An 18,011-nucleotide genomic window follows, 5' to 3' on the forward strand; every position below is an offset into this window, starting at 1 on the left:
CTCGGCAGGGGCGTGAGCTGTTCAGCTCCCAGCCGCGTACGCCACGAAGTCAGCCCATGCAGTCGCCCCGAACCTCGCTCGTGGGCCCGGCACGTTCTTGGAGTCACGCACGTGCACCATGCCCGTGGCAGTCGCGACCTCGACGCAGTCGCCTTCGTTGCCGTCGCTGCTGTAGCTGCTCTTGACCCAGGTCAACTCAGAAACGTTTTGCGTGGAAGCCCTGCGGATCATGTCTCTCCCAGCATTTGCTCGATGAGGGCCAGGGTCTCTCGGGGCGTGAGAGCTTCGGCCCGGATGATGCCATACCGCAACTCAAGGATACGGAGCTGCTTCGGATCGGTCACCCTGCGCCCGTTGAAGGCCCCGTGCGACCATCCCACCGCCGAACCGTCCTTGAACTTCAACACTCGGATGTCCCCGTCCATGCCGGGGTGCGCCTCGCGATGCGTAGGCATCACTTGCAGAGTGACACTGCGCAACTGACCGATTGCCAGCAAGCGTTCAAGCTGTCGCTGCCACTCCATCGTGCCCCCAATGGGCCGCCTGAGTGCCGACTCCTCCTGCACGAAACTCATTGCAGGCCCAGGCGATCGCTCGAAGATCGACTGGCGCGCGATGCGTGCGGCCACCATCCGCTCCACCTCGTCCTGCGAGTACGGGGGCTGCCGAGCCGCGAACAGCGCACGCGCATGGCCCGGGGTCTGCAACAGCCCATGCAGACCGTGCGCCGCGTAGGCCGCGATCTCGACCGACTTGGCTTCCACGCCCGCCAAGTCCCGCACCTTCTTCGGGTAACGGATCTGCGCCACATCCTGCTTCATCGCAGCGATCTTGCCGCCCGCGCCGCACACCTCGTCCGCCCTGTCCAAAAACTCCGGCCGAGGAATCCGCCGCCCGCCCTCCACCTTGTAGACCAGGTCCTCCCCGTACCCGATGGCGGCCCCGAACTCGCCGGCCCGCATCCCGGCCGCCTCCCGCCAGGCCTTGATCTGGCGGCCCACCGCAGCGACCACTGCCACCCCCGACTCGTCGTCCGGGTCGACGTCCCAGCCGGGCTCGTCCGCTCCGCCGTCCCCGTGCTCCGTACCGACCCCATCCACGCTCATCCGTACCCCACTTCCGACGCGCATGCCGTTCCTGCTCAACCCTGGTCGTCCCCAGCACGTCACCCCGGACAGCCGGGACAGCACTGGACAAGCGCTGGACAATGACCGTACGTAAGCGCCCTGTCACTGTTCACGGTACGCACGCGCGGCCACGCTGAGTGACGTGACCCAAGAAATCACCCGAACCGAACATTCCGCTCCCACCAGGCAGTTCACCGTGCTGCTCTCCTCCACCCGCCGGGCCGCCAGGCTCGCGCGCCTCCTCACCACGGCACATCTGGGCGACTGGGGGCTCCCCACGGAGTCGGCCGCGCACATCGTCGCCGAGCTGGCCGCGAACGCCATGCTTCACGGCCGCGTACCGGGCCGGGACTTCCGACTGAGCCTCGCGGTCCACGACGACAGGCTTCTGCGCATCGCGGTGACCGACACCCTGGGCGAGCGGCTACCGCTCCTGGCACCACCAGTCGAGGACGCGGAATTCGGGCGCGGCCTGCTGATCGTCGAGGCGCTCGCGGACCGCTGGGGCGTGGACGTCGGGCCCGTCCCGCGCAAGACGGTCTGGGCCGAACTCGACCTCGTACCGTGACCGCCGCCACCGGGTCGCGGAAACCCACGACCCGGTGGGCCGCGACGCGGTGCCCCACGACGCATAAAGCTTTGAAGTACCTGGAGAAATTACCTTCCCCACCCCAACCCGACCCGGCCCGCTCCCACTCACTCGCGCGGGTGACATAGGGCAACTGAGCTGGATTTGGGGTGGCTTGCCAGGCATATGCTCACCCCGACCACCACAGACATGAGACGGCCCCCGGCCGGGACTGCGAATCCCGATCGAGGGCCTGACCACCGAGGAAGAAGACGCTTCCCGATGGATACCCAGCAGATTACCGCGCCCCCGTGCGCCCGGCCCGTTGCCGCCAGGGGCCCCGCGCCGTCGTCCGGCGTCGTCCACGTCAACGTCCGGCACACCGGCGGCTTCACCGTCATCGGCAACCACCTGGCCCAGCACCGCGGCCTCTCCCTCGTCGCGATCGGCCTGGCCGCGCACATCCAGTCGCTGCCCGCCGGGGCAAGGATCGGCATCAAGCGCCTCGCCGAGCGCTTCCCGGAGAGCGAGACCCGTATCGCCGCCGCCCTGCGGGAGTTGGAGGCGACGGGTTACCTGCACCGCAGCCGCTTACGCCTCGCCGACGGCCGCGTCGTGACGCGCACGGTCTCGTACAACCAGCCCGGCGCGGACTCACCCGCTGCCACACCCCGGCCGCAGACCAGGCCCAGGCCATCCGCGCCTCCGCCGCACGCGGCCCGTCCGAGCGAGCCCGTCCACGCACCCGAGCCGCCCCGGGCACTCCCAGAACCCGCAGGAGCCTGTTCCCCCGGTCAAGCTCCGAAGCCGCCCGCAACTCTCCCGGTCACCACGCCCCAGCCGGAACCCGCAGCACCTGCCACACCCGCACCGCAAACGCAGCCCGCCCCCGTCCTCGTACCGCCTCCGACCGCACGCATCGCCCCACCCCCGCCGCTGCCCCAGCCCCAGGCGCCCACACAAGAGCTCCAGCGGGCGGCCTCCTCGCTCCTCGCCGACCTGCGCCGCCACTCACCCCAACTCACGCTCTCCGAGCACGACATCAACATCCTCGCCCCCGGTGTCGCGGTCTGGCTCGAACGTGACGCCCACCCCGACACCATCCGCCACGCCCTCACCCACGACCTGCCGGTCCCGCTCAGGCATCCGGCGAAGCTCATGCGCCACCGCATCACCGCGCTCCTGCCGCCCCCGCTCCCCGGAGCCCAGGACCTCGCGCCACCCGCCCGCCCCGGCGCGCTCGTCATCCCGCTCCAGAACTGCGACCGCTGCGACCGCGCCTTCCGCTCCCGCCATCCCGGCCACTGCCGCGACTGCCGCACCGACCTTCCAGCAGCCGCTTGACCAGCAGTTACACCAATCCACGATCCGAATGGGCCTTCATGGTCAGCTCACCCCACGAAGCGATGCATCGCATCTTCCAGGAACACCCGAGCCTCTTCTCCCGCCTCTCCGAAGTCCTCGGCATCGACACCGGACCATGCTCCTCGGCCGATGTCATGCCCACAGACCTCACCGAGAGCCAACCGCTGGAGCGCCGCGTCGACACCCTCCTACGCATCGAGACGGAGACCGGCAGCCCCTTCCTCCTCGCCATCGAGGCCCAGGGCAGGAAGGACCCCGAGAAGCCCGCGACCTGGGCCTACTACTACACGCACCTGCTGAACAAGTACCGCATGCGGACTCTGCTCCTGGTCGTCTGCCAGAACCGTTCCACCGCCGAATGGGCCGCACGCCCCACTCACTTCGGAAGCCCGGAACACGCGGTCATCACACTGCGTCCTCTGGTCGTGGGGCCGCACAACATGCCGGTGATCACCGAGGTGGCCGCAGCCCGCAAGGACCCGGCGTTCACCACACTCGCCCTCATCACACACGCCGACGATCCGGACATCGGTGCCATACTGAAAACACTGTCGACCGCCCTGCGGGACACACCGGAAGCCATCGCGAACCCGCTCGTAGAACTCACCGCACAAGGCCTGGGCAACCGCCCCGCCGCACGACAATGGAGGAACCTGGTGGCCGTGGACCTCTCCTTCTACACCTCACCCCTCTCCGAGGAGATCCGGGACGAAGGCCGGGCAAAGGGTCGGGCCGAAGACATTCTGCGGCTGCTCGAACTGCGCGGCGTCGCCATTCCCGACGAGGCGCGAGAGAAGATTGCCGACTGCGACGACCTGCACCTCCTGGACCGGTGGTTCAGCCGCGCCGTCACCGCCACCACCGCGGAGGACGTCTTCACCGAGGAGTAGGCCGATCCGGTGGCCGCACACGCTCCCAGGCCCACCGGTAGGTCCGTCACCCCGACGAACCCGGCGAGGTGCGACGGCGAGCAAGAGCAGCGGCCCGGAAGCCGAGCGCGGAGCACTGCGCTTCCAGTGGGGCCACGCGCTTCTGAACCCGGTCGAGAGGGCAGTGTCATGCCGGCCGCACGTGGCGGCCAGGCCCGTCCTACTGACCGTTCCCTCGCATGTAGGGAGGCGGCCACTCACGTTCCCACGCGGCGGAAATTCTGATGACGGCGTCTCCGCGGTTCCGCGTCACCCCGGCCCCCGCCTCATGGTCGTCCGGTGTCCGGGCTACCACAGCGTCGCCATCCTGCGCCGCCTCCTCTGCGATCGGCTCCCGCACCTGCCAACCGCGCTCCCCCAACAACCGCGCCATGTCCCGGAAGGCTCGCTCCGCGGACGGAGCGTCCTCGCATGTGTACGTCCACTGGTGATCGGCGTAGCACGAACCATCCTGCAGACGCACAAGAATGGTCGGCTCTTCGCCGGAAGGTCGTCCGCCGGCGAGACTGTCCAGAATCTGGCTGGAAACGGAGCGTACTCCGCTCATTGCTTCCTGCCGCTCCTGCAGCTCGGCATCGGTCCGGGGAGCCGGATAGCCCAGGGACGAGGACACCGGTTCCTCGTCCCAGAAGCAGGGGGAGGTGACGCCGACGCTCAGTTGGCCGCCCAGCCCCATCGCCACCTGCATGAGGAAATCGTCCGGCTTGCTTCGCAAATTGGCAGCGACCACTCGCCGTTCGTAGTCCGGCGCGGCATCAACGACGTGGCCGGCCTCCTTCCAGTTCCCGAAGACCTTGCGGACGACATCTTTTGCCTCCTCGCGAGGAATTCCCTTGAGCCAGTAGTTTCGCGTCAGGGTGACGCGGTCCTCGGATCCACCGTCACTGGGTTCCTGACAGGACTTCACGCCCCCACCGAATGACTCAAGAGTCGGCTCAGGACTCACTCCGCGAATCGCTTCCCGGATCAGTGACTCAGCGGTGCGCTCCGCCTGATTCATATCCATTTTCGCACCTCCGTTCTGAGAAGTGGAACCGCTCGATTCATTGCGCCCTGCCGATTCGCCTCCACTTGCCCCGCACCCGACTGCAAGGAAAGAGAGACTGACGAGAAGACAGAGTAGACGCCCAGCCTTCACTGCGATTCCGCTCCACTCATCGGATACTCACCATTCACGATCAGCGCCATATTCTTCAGGGATTCGGAGTTCTCGTCCCAGTACAGGCTGTGCGCAGCGAACGGGGGCCACTTGCTTCCGTCTTGCACACCGAACTGCTGCCCGCCAAAACGCGGATCCGTGGGATCGACCCCGAAAGGCCGTTCGCCCCAACTCCACGGGTTGTAGACGGACCGCGCCGGAAGGCTCGCCACCAGGTCGTTCCGAGATTTCCCCGCCCACACGTTCTCGGGCGGAATGTTGAGGTCAGCAGCGTGATCCACTCCGACTCCCGGACTGCCCACGAATATAACGGCATCGACGGGCGGAGTCTCATCCCCGGAAAGCATCTTCCCAGAAACAAGCGACCCATAGCTGTGCCCCAGCAGGGTGTCATTTGCGGGCGCCCCTTGATGCGAGACCTGCAACCCGTCCAGAAAGTCGTTGAGGACCGGCGACCCCTGATTCGCCAAATCCTCTTTGGCTACCGCTACCGGATTCTGCGGGGCGTCATATCCGAGCCACATCAGCGAGGCGTACTTCTTGTCCGGATCACCCAGCGCAATCGACTGACTGTAAAGACTCTCGGCTCTCTCGATATCACTTCCGATCGTTTCGAGCTTTGTGTTCATGCCAGGCACATACGTCGTCACGTTATCCGCCTCATCGGGGTTTCCGACAGAGACAATGGCGTGCCCATTCTTCTCGGTATCGATACCGAGAAGATACAGCTCCGGAATGCTCTTCTCACCTGTGGAGTCGAGGTGCTGCTGCACCTGGTTCAAGCCGGCCAATTTCTTGTCGATATCTCTGATCTTACTCGCGATGGAACTACTCGCGTATCGGCCGTCCGGGGAGATCATGTCTCGCATCAAAACTAATCGCTCGCGTTCCATCTCCCACCGGGCAGTGGAAGCACGCAAGGTGTACCGATTCCCCTCGTCGCGGATCTCCGAAGGTAGCCCGTCGAGCGTCCCGACCGTGGCAAGATTGAGTGAAACGTAATCACTCCTTTGTTCCTCGGTAAGCCCGTCCCACCACTTGGCGTTCTCTTCGGGAGTCCCCTCCTTGGGCGGTTCGAGAATGAGGTTCAGGTAGTCTTCAGCACCCTTGAGTGTGCTCCTCATGTCATGCCGAGTGTTGATCCAGTCGCGATCAGACACCGTGAGGTCGTCATCCGCTTCGAGGTTCTTCAGCTTCGCCGACCACTTCGTATCCACCTCCGTGGCCTCCTTGACGGCCTCGGAGATGCGGTTGGCATAGGTTTGGGCCGCATTGTGATTCGGATTGATCCCCGGCCCCTGTACCAGTGGCGTGCCACCCGACACGATGCCGCCAGGGATACTCACGCTTCCTGGCTGCCCGTTCCAGGCCGCGTAACTGATCGAACCGTCGTCCCGAACCTGTAGGTGCGCATCCGTCGCATCACCTACCGCCAGATCAAGCTTGACTTTTGCCAGCCGCAACTCCAGAGCGAACGCATTGAGTGCGGCACTGATCAAGCCGCACTCGACCTGTGCGTACTGGAAATTCTTGGACAACTCCCGCAGCTGCCTGACAGCTGCGTCCAGAGCTTCCCCTCGGAGGGACTTCTGCATCCCGGGAATCACCTGGTTGTAAAGATCGTCCTTGGCCTGGCTGGCCATGCTGCCGGCCTTGCGGTATCCGTCCGCCGCGTTCTCGAAATCAGAGGGCTTGAGAGCTTTGAGGGTTGCGTAGTCCACAGCCAGGATCACCGCACCTGACTGTCGCGGCCGTCATCATCGGTATCCTTGTACTTTTTGGCCAACCCATCGAATGCGGCGCGAATCGCGTCGTCGTTCTTGAATTGGTCGTTTCCTGTTTTCTCCAAAAGACCTTGCAGAGCACCGCATCGGTCACGCACTCGCGTGAGGTACTCACTCCAGGACTGGTAGACGTCTTTCTGCGCTGCACCGCTCAGTACATCAGCGTTGACCGCGGTACCCGTCTGTTCCTGCTTCAGGGCCGACAGGACCTTCTGGACGTTCCCCGACAGTTTGCCGACGCCCTCACCCGCTCGCGTCCACGAAGCCTTGCTCGACTGAACTCCCCCAAGGCCGCCACCGGGGTCCTCGGACACCTGGTTGAGCCGCATCTGCACCGAATGCCTCTCAGTTACCTCGGCCTTGAGCTCTTCCCACTCGTCCCACGCCATCCCCGCACCCCTTGAAGTATCTGCGCCCCCGAGCCCTGACGACCCAGGGGGCACCCGTGCACCAATTCCGCAAGCACTCACTCGGACACACGTCGCACGACGAACGACCGGATGTTCTCCAGACGCGCAGCGTTGCCCAAGGCGGTCAGATCCCCTTGCACCAGCACCTCGTCCCCCCGGCGATGCGCCTCGGCGGCCTTGCTGTATTCGTGCTGGTCAAGCGTCATCCTGACCCGGCGTAGTCGGCCTCTGTCCCGGTCCTCGAAGGATCCGGCAACGGTCACGGCTCCTGGCCCATGGGGAAGCTCCCGGTGCAGACGCACCACCGAGCCATGCAGGGTCATGCCCCGATTCCCCAGCCGGGCCCGTAGGTCCTTGGCCCCGGCGTCCAACGCGGTGAGTTGCGGGCGGGCCAGCCTGATGCGCTCGGTCGGGCGCTCCATCGGCAGATCGGAGGACCAGGTGAAGTCGAGGGAGAAGCCCGGCCCTTCGTCTCCGCCGATCCGGACCAGGGCCTCGCAGAGATTCGCCGACAGGCCGCCGGGAACGTAGGGCGCGAAGTCGGCCACCGCATCGTCGCGCAGGCTGGTCTCGGCTGCCTCCCGAGCGCAGACGAGCGCCGCGTACAGCCTCCTCGAGACCCGCCTGGCAAAGGGCTCACTACGGGTATCGTCGTCGAACAGATAGCCCTGGGCGGGAAGTTCGGGAAGCGGCGTGTGAACCGCGACCACATAACTGCCCACCCTGGTCTGGTCGAGCCTCACCGTAGCCACATGATCCTTGACCAGCTGTGGCTTCTGGGCCGGCTGTACCGGCTGCGGCTCGGGGGACGCCTCGGCAGCCGCAGCAGACGTCATCAGGTCCTTCAGCCCCGCAAGGGCGGGTACCACTTCGGTCAAAGGGACGGTGCCTGCGGGGCCGGGCGGAGTGAGCCGGAGGAACTGCCAGTCCGCAGACGGCAGCGACATCTCGCGCAGGACGTCGGCCGGGCTGCGAGCCTCCACCACGGACAGGGTTTCCACGAGGTCGGCGACCCGGTCTGCGTAGTCGCGTGGCGTCCGGTCCAACGGGACCAGCACCTCATACGGTTCGCCCGAGTCACCGGTGACGGGCAGCACCCACAGTTGGCCACGCCCGTAGTTCCGCGAGGGGGACCAGCCACGTCCGCGCAGATAGCGAAGCAGGGAGGTCGTGGCCAGGTCCTTCGCCCGGCTGAACTCGGCCTCGGAGATCGCAATCATGAAACCCCCAGCTTCTCTTGGAACTCAGGGCCGAAGAGATCGTGCAAGGTCTCCGTCGTCAGCAGATTGGCCTTCGGGACGGACACCGTCAGGCTGTTGTTCCTGGGCCGGTCCGTGAGGTCGTTGTCATGGAAGCAGGCCCAATAGGCGGCATGCCGGAGGAGCAGGCCCTCGTGGGTCGCCTCGACCCACTCACCGGGATCCTCCGGCACGACGACGAGGAACAGGAAACGCGGCACATAGAAGTCCCGTCCGGACAACAGGTTGTAGTTGTGCACACGCAGCGGATAACGCCAGGATTCACCGGTTTCGTCCGGCCGGTTCCAGCACTTCACCTGGGCGTGGATCTGAGGGAACTTCCTTGTGCCGCCCCGCCCCGGGTAGGTCAGTTCCCAGTCGATGCCCAAACGGTCGCGTGAACTGGACACGTTGAGATTCGCCGCCGTGGCGAGCGCTCGGACGAACTGCTCGCCGAAATCGCCCTTGTGGTTGGTGTCACCCATGGCAACAGGCTCAAGCCAGGGCTCGGTCGGCGCACCCGCCGCCGCGGCAGGTTCCGTGGGATGGGGGAGCGCTGCGGATGCCGGGGTGCCCGTCGCATCCCACTCGCCGGAATCCCCTTGCACCGGCACGCCGTAGTAGTGACGACGTGCCGCCGGACGCTCGTTCATCCACACCCCCATGTCGCGCTCGGCTCCGACCGGTCGCACAGAGTATCCGTGGCCCCCGACGACCCGAAACGGTGTGATCGGATTCCGGCCCGATTCACCTCCCTGTGTCAGCGGCCGCGCCTATCGTGAGCGGGGTGAGCCAGCGACCCGAATCTCCGTCCCGGACCGGCAGCACGAACGCCGGGCCCGTCCTCGACGCACCCAGTCCGCAGAAGCTTCGCGACGAGCTCGCAGATCTGGTGGTCACGGACCTGCTCGGACCGATCGGGGGTCCGGAGGAAGAGCTCAAGGGCAATCCCGCCGAGCACTACATCATCGGGCGCCTGGCGCCTGGCGGCGTCGTCGTGGGCGGAGAGACACGGCTGTCCGGCATGCCTGTGGAGCCGGCCCAGGTCGACGAAGCTCCCCTTGCCGGCGTACCGGACGCCGAGGAGGGTGATCCGGATCCAGCCTCGCCCAACGTCCCCAGCCTCCAGCCGTCCAGCCTCGGGCTCACGTTCCGCGTCGACGGGGACGTGGACGAACTGCAAGTGCACTGTTCCTGGGCCCAGTACAAGCCTGGCCCGTCCAAGGACCCCGAATACACCGGCAACCGCGCCGTCTGGCACCGGACGGCACATACGGGAACCGTGCCCGTGAAGCTGCTCGCCGACGGCACGATCGAGACGCGGGAAGTGCTGCCCGAGGCGTTTCCCGGGGTAGTGGTCCGCGGTCGAGCCCGGATGTATGAGGGCGATCGACTCATTTCGATCTTCCTCGTCAACGCCCAGGACGTGCAGGGCGGTTCGCGCAACTGGTTGTTCCAGGCCGAGCTCACGGTCAGCGGGCCACCTGGTAGCGCCCCCTTCCTTCCCCGTCGTGCCACGGTGCGCTCCGGCAGCGATCCCGCGGAGCGCGCGGAGCGACGCTCGCTTGCCATGGGGTACCGCTTCCTCCCCGAGTTCGCGGTCGGTCACGGCACGGGGGTGCACTCCGAACCCAGCCAGGACGACCCGATGCGGGCTTCGGTGATCACGACCGCCGCAGCGCCGAGCTACGAGATCCCCCACACCGACGTACCCGACCCACTCGGCCCACAGGACAAGGACCTGGTCGAACTACAGGGCCTCGTCCTCGACATGCAGGTCCTCTCCGAACTCTCCTCCGACGCGTTGCACGGCGCTCTGCTTCCTCTCGTGGACGGATACCGCGCCTGGATCGAGCGGACCCGCCAGGACATCGATAACCCCGAGGCCCGGCTCGAAGGGTTCGAGGTCGAAGCCCGTCAGAACCTCGGACGTGCCGCAGAGGCCGCCGACCGCATCGAGGCGGGAATCCGGCTGCTCCACGACGGTCCGGGCCTGGACGCGTTCCGGTTCGCCAACCGGGCCATGTGGCAGCAGCGCGTCCACACGATCGCTGCGGCCGACCGGCGGCGTGACCCCGACCTGCCCCTCGACGCCGCGGTGCTCGCCGCCGATCAGCCCCGGAACCGGAGCTGGCGCCCGTTCCAGCTGGCATTCATCCTGCTCAACCTCCCCTCCCTCGCCGACCCGGGCCACTCCGAGCGCACCGACGAGGGGAGGGCGGCCCTCGCCGATCTCCTGTGGTTCCCCACCGGTGGTGGCAAGACGGAGGCGTATCTCGGCCTCACCGCGTTCACCCTGGCCATACGCCGCAGGCTGCCCGACCTGGGCGGGCTGGACGCCGAACACGGTGTGGCCGTCCTCATGCGCTACACGCTGCGGCTGCTCACCATTCAGCAGTTCCAGCGCGCGGCCGCCCTCATCTGCGCCTGCGAGACGATCCGCCGGACGGACCCCACTCTGTGGGGCACCGTCCCCTTCCGGATCGGCCTGTGGGTCGGCGGAAGCGTCACCCCGAACAACACCGACCAGGCGAGCACCTGGCTCAAGGACCGCCGCAAGGACAAGGGACGCGGCCGGCGCAGCCGCTCCGGATCACCGCATCAGCTCACCAGCTGCCCCTGGTGCGGCACCAAGATGGACGCCGGCCGGGACATCACCGTCGACACCACTCTGCGCCGGACCTTCATCACGTGTCCCGATGTCTTCGCCTGCCCGTTCGGAGACGGTGCCTTCGGTGTTCCCGCCGACGAACGCGGGCTTCCCGTCCTGGTAGTCGACGAGGAGATCTACCGGCTGCCTCCCAGCCTCGTCATCGCCACGGTCGACAAGTTCGCCCAGCTCCCGTGGAAGGGCGAGACCCAGACGCTGTTCGGCCAGGTCTCCAAGCGCTGCACCCGCCACGGTTACGTCACGGCCGATGCCGCGGACAGCGAATGGGAGCGCCACAGCCATCCCGCACACCCCCACCACCCGGCCGCCACGACGATCGAGGTCTCCCGGGTGCGCCCGCCGGACCTCATCGTCCAGGACGAGCTCCACCTGATCTCCGGCCCCCTCGGCTCCCTGACCGGGCTCTACGAGGCCGCGATCGACCGACTAGCCAGTTGGGACGTCGAGCCGGGGCGGACCGTAAGGCCCAAGGTCATCGCCTCCACCGCCACGGTGCGCCGGGCCGAACGCCAGATCAACGACCTGTTCAGCCGCCGGACCGCAGTCTTCCCACCCCCCGGACTGAGTGCGGACGACAACTTCTTCGCCCGCCGCCGGGACACCAAGGACAAGCCCGGCCGCCGCTACGTCGGCATCTGCGCGCAAGGAGTACGGACCAAGTCCGTGGCGATCCGGGTGTATGTCGCCCAGCTCGCCGCGGCCGAGCTGCTCCACAAGCGATACGGACACACCGACCTCACCGACCCGTACATGACACTCGTCGGCTACTTCAACAGCCTCCGCGACCTGGGCGGCATGCGCCGGCTGGTGGAGGACGACATCTCCACCCGGCTCACCCGCGCCGACAGGCGCAGCCTCGCCACCCGCTACATCGGCGAACCCGCCGAGCTCACCTCACGGATGTCCTCGGACGCCATCCCCGACATCCTCGAGAAGCTCGAACTCACCTTCACTGGTACGAGGAAGAGGGGCGCGGCACGCCCCATCGACGTGTTGCTCGCCACCAACATGATCGCCGTCGGAGTCGACGTCTCACGGCTCGGTGCAATGGTGGTCAACAACCAGCCCAAGTCCACGGCCGAGTACATCCAGGCCACCAGCCGAGTGGGCCGCCGCGCCCCGGGGTTGGTCTTCACCGTCCTCAACTGGGCCCGCCCTCGCGACCTGTCCCACTACGAGACGTTCGAGTCCTTCCACGCCACCATCTATCAGCACGTGGAAGCACTCTCCGTCACACCGTTCGCGGACCGCGCCCTCGACCGGGGCCTCACCGGGGTACTGACATCCCTGGTCCGCAACCTGAAGCAGCAGTACAACGGCAACCGGGGAGCCCAGTCCTTCGACATCCGCGGCGAACTCGCCGACCACGTCGTGCGCTCCCTCCAACGGCGTGCCGAGGACGTCACGGACACCACGCACACGGCGCAGGAGCTCGTCCTACGCCTCAAGCAGAGACTCGACCACTGGGATCACCGGCGCAAAGCCCCCGGTGCCGTCCTCGGCTACACCACCGTCTCGCGCCAGGCCGACGTCACCTCACTGCTCAAGAAGCCCGACGGCACTCGATGGCAGCTCATGACCTGTCCCACCTCGCTCCGTGAGGTGGAACCGCCTGTGCAGCTCATGTTCGTCGGTGATGTCGGACAGGACCCGGTCACCGAACCGCCGTTCGTGCCGCGTCCCGCGAACGACACCTCCGACAGCACCGAGACACTCTGGGGACAGCCGTGAGCACACCGTCCAACGGAGCACTGCGGGTGGGCGAGCTCCGCCCGAGCCAGCTGCTGCACACCTACGGGGTGGGAGCGGTGGCGGACCTGCCCAATCTCTCCACCATGATCCTGGGCCTGGACCACTGGGAGCTCGTACAGGCCACGCAGCTCACCGAGGACCGCCTACTCGCCGCCGTCCGCAGACGCCTGGGATCCCAGGTCACGACTCTGCGGACCCCGCCGCAGATGCAGGAGTCTTCCGACCCCTTCGGGGAATGGACCCGCGTGGGTGTCCCGGTGGCGCTCTTCCCTCGGTGGCTGCGCTGTTCACGTGAGCAGTGCAACCAACTGTCGCCCGCCTCCTCCGGGCTGTTCGAGCTCGAAGAGCACGTCTACCGCCCCGAGAACACCCGCTACGTCCACACCTGCTTCGGCACCGGCCGCCGACGGCCCACTGCCGTCCCCGCCCGGTTCCTGATCGCCTGTCCTGACGGGCACATGGACGACTTCCCCTGGCAGTACTTCGTCCACCGAGGTGGTAAATCCGCGCACGACTGCACGCTCAGTCTCGTCGAACGCGGCACCACAGGTGAGGCCGCCAACATCTTCGTGCAGTGCTCCTGCCCGAACGTAGCCGACCGCTCCATGGCGGAGGCCATGGGCAAGCGCGGTGAGAAGGAACTGCCCGCGTGTCGGGGCCACCACCCCCACCTGGGTACCTTCGAAGCGTGCAGCGAGAAGGTGCGCACGATCGCGCTCGGTGCCACCAACAGCTGGTTCGCATCGCAGCTGAGGGTTTTCAGCCTGCCCAGGGCCGATGAACCACTGACTCAGGCCGTGCGTGAGCATTGGAGGCTGCTGGCCCCTCTCGCCCCCGTCCCCGCCGAGGCCGCCAAGATGCTCCTTCCCACTCAGTCGTGCTGGCCGATGCTGGAGGAGTACGGGGTGGACAGGGTGTGGAAGGCGGTCACCGATGAGGCTGCCTCCGCAGCCGCGCCCTCGGGTGGTCCCGTCCCCGACGACGAGGGCTTCGATCTGGCGACACCCGAATGGGAGGCGTTCACCGCACCGCACCGCTACGAACTCCCCGACTTCACCACTGAGCCCGAGAAGGTTCCCGCCACCGCAGCCCCGTGGCTGGAGCGGGTCATCCTCGTCCACCGCCTGCGCGAAGTCTCCGCACTCACCGGCTTCACCCGGATCGACGCCCCGGAATGGCTTCCGCTGGACCATGACGACGATCCGGTCGTCAAGGCTGCGTCTCTCTCCAAGGAACCTCCTACCTGGGTGCCCTGCGCAGAGCTGCGGGGGGAAGGGGTGTTTCTCGCCTTCCGGGAAGAGCGGCTGGAGGAGTGGGAGAAGCGGCCCGACGTCCTCGCCCGCGAGAAGGTCCTCAAGGCCGCACACGTGACGTGGTGTCTGGCGCGCGGACTCGATCCCCAGTGGCCCGGCATCCGCTACGTACTCCTCCATACGTTCGCCCACGTCCTGATACGAGGGTTCGCCCTGGAATGCGGCTACGGCGCGTCCGGAATCGCGGAGCGGGTGTACGCCCGCTCCGGCAAGAACCCCATGGCGGGCATCCTTCTCTACACGGCAGCCCCGGACAGCGAGGGCACCCTGGGAGGCCTCGTCTCACTCGGGCGGAGGGACAGGCTCGGACCCGTCATGGAACAGGCTGTCGAAGAAGCACGGCTCTGCAGCTCGGACCCCATGTGTGCCGAGCACGACCCTCGCGTCCACGGGCGCCTGCACGGGGCGGCCTGCCACGCCTGTCTCTTCGCCGCCGAGACGTCGTGCGAACGCGGTAACCACTACCTGGACCGTGCTCTCCTCGTGGCGACCCTCGCGGGAGACCTCGGCGCGTTCCTGTCGTGACCGACCGGCTGCCGGAACTTCTCGCGGCGCTCGGCAAACGTCTTCCAGCGGCCCAACTGACGGACCTCTGTGCCTGTCTACGTGCTGCTGACGGCCCGAGCGACTCCCTCCTGGACCGCTGGTCCGCGGACCACCCGGCAGCCGGCCTTCCCGCAGAGCTGAACGCGATCAGGGAAGGGTGGAGGGATGGAGCACCTCCCCTCCCCGGGGCGGCACTCGCGCTGTCCCTGGCCGTCGCTGCAGCGGCCGCGTCAGGCAACGTGCCGCCCACGGAGCTCGTCGTGAGCGGCCCGACGAGCTCCGCCATTCCCATCCGCCTCACCAGCGGCATAGCGATCGACGTCATACGCTCGTCGCGAACCTCACTGCTCATCGCCAGCTTTGCCGCCTACGGCATCGCCGAAATCGTGACAGAGCTTCGAGCTGCTGCTGGGCGCAACGTTCGAATCGACCTGATCCTCGAGGAGTCGACCTCGTCAGCTCAGGCATTCGCTCCTCTAGGAGACCGCGTCCGGATCTGGCATCGTGCGCACAACTCCGCACGCAGCACTCTGCACGCCAAAGTGATTGCCGCCGACCGCCACACCGCGCTCCTGGGGAGCGCCAACATGACCGGGCGTGCACTGAGCGACAATGTCGAGATCGGTGTCATCCTGCGGGACCCGGCAGTGGTCGGCCGGCTGGTCGACCACCTCCACTGGCTCACCGGCCCAGAGGCCCGCTATCTGCGACGAGGGTGACACAGGACGGGTACGCCGTGGTCTCCAGGACGTCCGCCTTACCGTCACAGAACTGCCAGACCGCCGTCCTCGACGTCGAGAGCCCATCCAGCTCCTTCAGCCCTGGGCGAGAGTGGCTTTGCTTGAGTTGGGACCCCAGATCGCCGCGCTGTCCGAGGTCTGTCGCAACGGAACTGGTCGACGAGGGCGTTCACCCCCCTGAACGGGCACGGTGAACACGAGCAACAGCCCGTTGTTCTCGAAGGCCCCACCCCCGTCACGAGTGAGGGGCCTCGGGCGTTCCGGTCGGCGCCGGCACCGCCGTCACTTGCCGAACCGGCGCTGCCGTCCCGCGTACGAGCGGATCGCGCGCAGGAAGTCCACGCGGCGGAACGCCGGCCAGTAGCAGTCCACCCAGTGCATCTCCGCGTAGGCGGACTGCCAGAGCAGGAAGCCCGACAGTCGCTGCTCGCCGGACGTCCGGATGATGAAGTCGGTGTGGTCGGCGGTCGGCGAGTACAGGTGCCGGGAGATGTCGTCGATGTCGAACCGCTCGGCCAGCTCGGCGGGGTCGCCGCCGGCCGCGATGTGCGCCGCGAAGGCGCTCTTGACCGCGTCGACGATCTCCCGCCGTCCGCCGTAGCCGATCGCGATGTCCACCTTGAGTCCGGTGCGCCCGGCCGTCGTGGCGGTGGCGTCCTTGAGGACCTCGGCGGTGGCGCCGGGCAGCAGGTCGAGCGAGCCGATCACCTGGACCTCCCAGGGACGGCCGGCGGCCGTGATGTCCTGGACGGTCTCCTTGATGATCTCGATCAGTGGACCGAGCTGTTCGGCGGGGCGTCCGAGGTTGTCGTCGGACAGCATGAACAGGGTCACGCGCTCGATTCCGGCGGCCGTGCACCAGTCCAGGAACTCGGTCGCCTTGGCGCCGCCGGCCCGGTACCCCTCACGGAGGTCCGTGTGGCCCGCCTGGCGGGCCCAGCGCCGGTTGCCGTCGAGCATGACCCCGACGTGCTGCGGGCGTGGCAGCCCCACCAGCGTGGAGGCGAGTCGGCGCTCGTACACCGCCTCTATGGGCCGTCTGAGGAACAGCGGGAGCAGCTTCACGAACCAACTCCATCACGTCGCGGTCAGCCTCCGCGGACCTTACCAGCGGCGTACGGCGCGCTCCCACCGAGCCCCGACCGCCGTGCCCCACAGGCCACTTGGCACCCGCCGCACCCATGGGTACGGCCCCCGGCTCGAGGCCGGGGGCCGTCGCACGCACAGCGAGGTGGCGATTACGGCAGGTTGCGGGCCATGACGATCCGCTGGACCTGGTTCGTGCCCTCGTAGATCTGCGTGATCTTGGCGTCGCGCATCATGCGCTCCACCGGGTAGTCCCGCGTGTAGCCGTAGCCGCCGAGCAGCTGGACGGCGTCCGTGGTGACCTCCATCGCGACGTCGGAGGCGAAGCACTTGGCCGCGGCACCGAAGAAGGTCAGGTCGCCGTCGAGGCGCTCGGACTTGGCGGCCGCCGAGTAGGTGAGCTGACGGGCGGCCTCCAGCTTCATCGCCATGTCGGCGAGCATGAACTGGATGCCCTGGAAGTCGCCGATCGGCTTGCCGAACTGCTTGCGCTCCTGGACGTAGCCCTTGGCGTAGTCGAGGGCGCCCTGGGCGATGCCGAGCGCCTGGGCCGCGATCGTGATTCGGGTGTGGTCCAGGGTCTTCATCGCCGTGGCGAAGCCGGTGCCCTCCTCGCCGATCATGCGGTCGGCGGGGATGCGGACGTTGTCGAGGTAGACCTCGCGCGTCGGGGAGCCCTTGATGCCGAGCTTCTTCTCCGGGGCACCGAAGGAGACGCCCTCGTCGGACTTCTCCACGACGAACGCCGAGATGCCCTTGGAGCGCTTCTCCGGGTCCGTCACGGCCATGACCGTGTAGTACTCGGACTCGCCCGCGTTGGTGATCCAGCGCTTCACACCGTTGAGGACCCAGAAGTCACCGTCGCGGACGGCCTTGGTCTTCATGCCCGCCGCGTCCGAGCCGGCGTCGGGCTCGGAGAGGGCGTACGAGAACATCGCGTCGCCCTTGGCGAGCGGGCCCAGGTACTTCTTCTTGAGGTCCTCGGAGCCGGAGAGGATCACCGGGAGCGAGCCCAGCTTGTTCACGGCCGGGATGAGGGAGGAGGACGCGCAGACACGGGCCACCTCCTCGATCACGATGACCGTGGCGAGCGCGTCGGCGCCCGCGCCGCCGTACTCCTCCGGGACGTGGACCGCGTGCAGGTCCGAGGCGACCAGTGCGTCCAGGGCCTCCCGCGGGAAGCGGGCCTCCTCGTCCACCGCGGCGGCGTGCGGGGCGATCTTCGCCTCGGCGAGCGAACGGATCGTCTCGCGGAGCATGTCGTGCTCCTCGGCCGGACGGTACAGGTCGAAATCGGTCGAACCCGCCAAGACGCTCACTCCC

The 18,011-nt window shown here is 67.3% G+C and carries 15 protein-coding genes; 6 read left to right on the plus strand and 9 right to left on the minus strand.

What is annotated here, in order from left to right; translation table 11 throughout:
- Positions 1 to 21 precede the first annotated feature (21 nt).
- Both JOC24_RS25770 and JOC24_RS25775 read right to left on the minus strand, forming a co-directional pair.
- Positions 22 to 231, minus strand: coding sequence for a DUF397 domain-containing protein (locus JOC24_RS25770; RefSeq protein WP_205022781.1), 210 nt, complete (start codon positions 229 to 231; stop codon positions 22 to 24).
- Entirely contained in the window at positions 228 to 1,106 is an 879-nt protein-coding gene (locus JOC24_RS25775) for a helix-turn-helix domain-containing protein (protein WP_205022782.1), read from the minus strand. The genes JOC24_RS25770 and JOC24_RS25775 overlap by 4 nt, the downstream gene beginning before the upstream one ends.
- A gap of 163 nt (positions 1,107 to 1,269) precedes the next feature.
- Here JOC24_RS25775 and JOC24_RS25780 point away from each other — a divergent pair, with 163 nt between their 5' ends.
- The 3 genes from JOC24_RS25780 to JOC24_RS25790 all read left to right on the plus strand — a co-directional run bounded on the left by JOC24_RS25780 (position 1,270) and on the right by JOC24_RS25790 (position 3,950).
- Positions 1,270 to 1,695, plus strand: a complete 426-nt coding sequence (locus JOC24_RS25780; protein WP_205022783.1) for an ATP-binding protein — start codon at positions 1,270 to 1,272, stop codon at positions 1,693 to 1,695.
- 282 nt (positions 1,696 to 1,977) lie between these two features.
- Complete coding sequence (locus JOC24_RS25785) at positions 1,978 to 3,039, plus strand: helix-turn-helix domain-containing protein (protein ID WP_205022784.1); 1,062 nt, start codon at positions 1,978 to 1,980, stop codon at positions 3,037 to 3,039.
- Between the two features lie 38 nt (positions 3,040 to 3,077).
- Positions 3,078 to 3,950 carry a hypothetical protein gene (locus tag JOC24_RS25790; protein ID WP_205022785.1) on the plus strand — a complete coding sequence of 291 codons (873 nt, stop codon included), beginning with the start codon at positions 3,078 to 3,080 and terminating at the stop codon, positions 3,948 to 3,950.
- Between the two features lie 199 nt (positions 3,951 to 4,149).
- On the opposite strand, the gene JOC24_RS25795 is transcribed toward JOC24_RS25790, so the two are convergent.
- The 5 genes from JOC24_RS25795 to JOC24_RS25815 all read right to left on the minus strand — a co-directional run bounded on the left by JOC24_RS25795 (position 4,150) and on the right by JOC24_RS25815 (position 9,233).
- Positions 4,150 to 4,995, minus strand: a complete 846-nt coding sequence (locus tag JOC24_RS25795; RefSeq protein ID WP_205022786.1) for a hypothetical protein — start codon at positions 4,993 to 4,995, stop codon at positions 4,150 to 4,152.
- Between the two features lie 128 nt (positions 4,996 to 5,123).
- Positions 5,124 to 6,881: an alpha/beta hydrolase gene (locus JOC24_RS25800; protein WP_205022787.1), complete on the minus strand. Its 1,758-nt coding sequence runs from the start codon at positions 6,879 to 6,881 to the stop codon at positions 5,124 to 5,126.
- The gene (locus JOC24_RS25805; RefSeq protein WP_205022788.1) at positions 6,878 to 7,321 is read right to left on the minus strand and encodes a hypothetical protein; all 444 of its coding nucleotides are present in this window, start codon (positions 7,319 to 7,321) and stop codon (positions 6,878 to 6,880) included. Before JOC24_RS25805 ends, JOC24_RS25800 begins: the two co-directional genes overlap by 4 nt.
- Before the next feature lie 77 nt (positions 7,322 to 7,398).
- A complete protein-coding gene (locus JOC24_RS25810; RefSeq protein WP_205022789.1) occupies positions 7,399 to 8,562 on the minus strand; it encodes a hypothetical protein in 1,164 nt (387 codons plus the stop codon).
- Entirely contained in the window at positions 8,559 to 9,233 is a 675-nt protein-coding gene (locus tag JOC24_RS25815; RefSeq protein WP_205022790.1) for a DUF4365 domain-containing protein, read from the minus strand. Before JOC24_RS25815 ends, JOC24_RS25810 begins: the two co-directional genes overlap by 4 nt.
- Before the next feature lie 134 nt (positions 9,234 to 9,367).
- Here JOC24_RS25815 and drmA point away from each other — a divergent pair, with 134 nt between their 5' ends.
- From drmA to drmC, 3 genes are read left to right on the plus strand one after another with little or no spacing between them, the layout of a single operon-like run.
- Complete coding sequence (gene drmA, locus JOC24_RS25820; protein ID WP_205022791.1) at positions 9,368 to 12,982, plus strand: DISARM system helicase DrmA; 3,615 nt, start codon at positions 9,368 to 9,370, stop codon at positions 12,980 to 12,982.
- Entirely contained in the window at positions 12,979 to 14,841 is a 1,863-nt protein-coding gene (gene drmB, locus JOC24_RS25825) for a DUF1998 domain-containing protein (RefSeq protein ID WP_205022792.1), read from the plus strand. Before drmA ends, drmB begins: the two co-directional genes overlap by 4 nt.
- Positions 14,838 to 15,581, plus strand: coding sequence for a DISARM system phospholipase D-like protein DrmC (drmC, locus tag JOC24_RS25830; protein WP_205022793.1), 744 nt, complete (start codon positions 14,838 to 14,840; stop codon positions 15,579 to 15,581). The genes drmB and drmC overlap by 4 nt, the downstream gene beginning before the upstream one ends.
- Before the next feature lie 303 nt (positions 15,582 to 15,884).
- Here drmC and JOC24_RS25835 read toward each other — a convergent pair whose 3' ends face one another.
- Entirely contained in the window at positions 15,885 to 16,667 is a 783-nt protein-coding gene (locus JOC24_RS25835) for an isoprenyl transferase (protein WP_205022794.1), read from the minus strand.
- A gap of 173 nt (positions 16,668 to 16,840) precedes the next feature.
- Positions 16,841 to 17,998 (minus strand): acyl-CoA dehydrogenase, encoded by a 1,158-nt coding sequence (locus JOC24_RS25840; RefSeq protein WP_205022889.1) that lies wholly within the window; start codon positions 17,996 to 17,998, stop codon positions 16,841 to 16,843.
- Positions 17,999 to 18,011: the final 13 nt, after the last annotated feature.

It is taken from the genome of Streptomyces sp. HB132 (assembly GCF_016909575.1).
GTDB lineage: Bacteria > Actinomycetota > Actinomycetes > Streptomycetales > Streptomycetaceae > Streptomyces.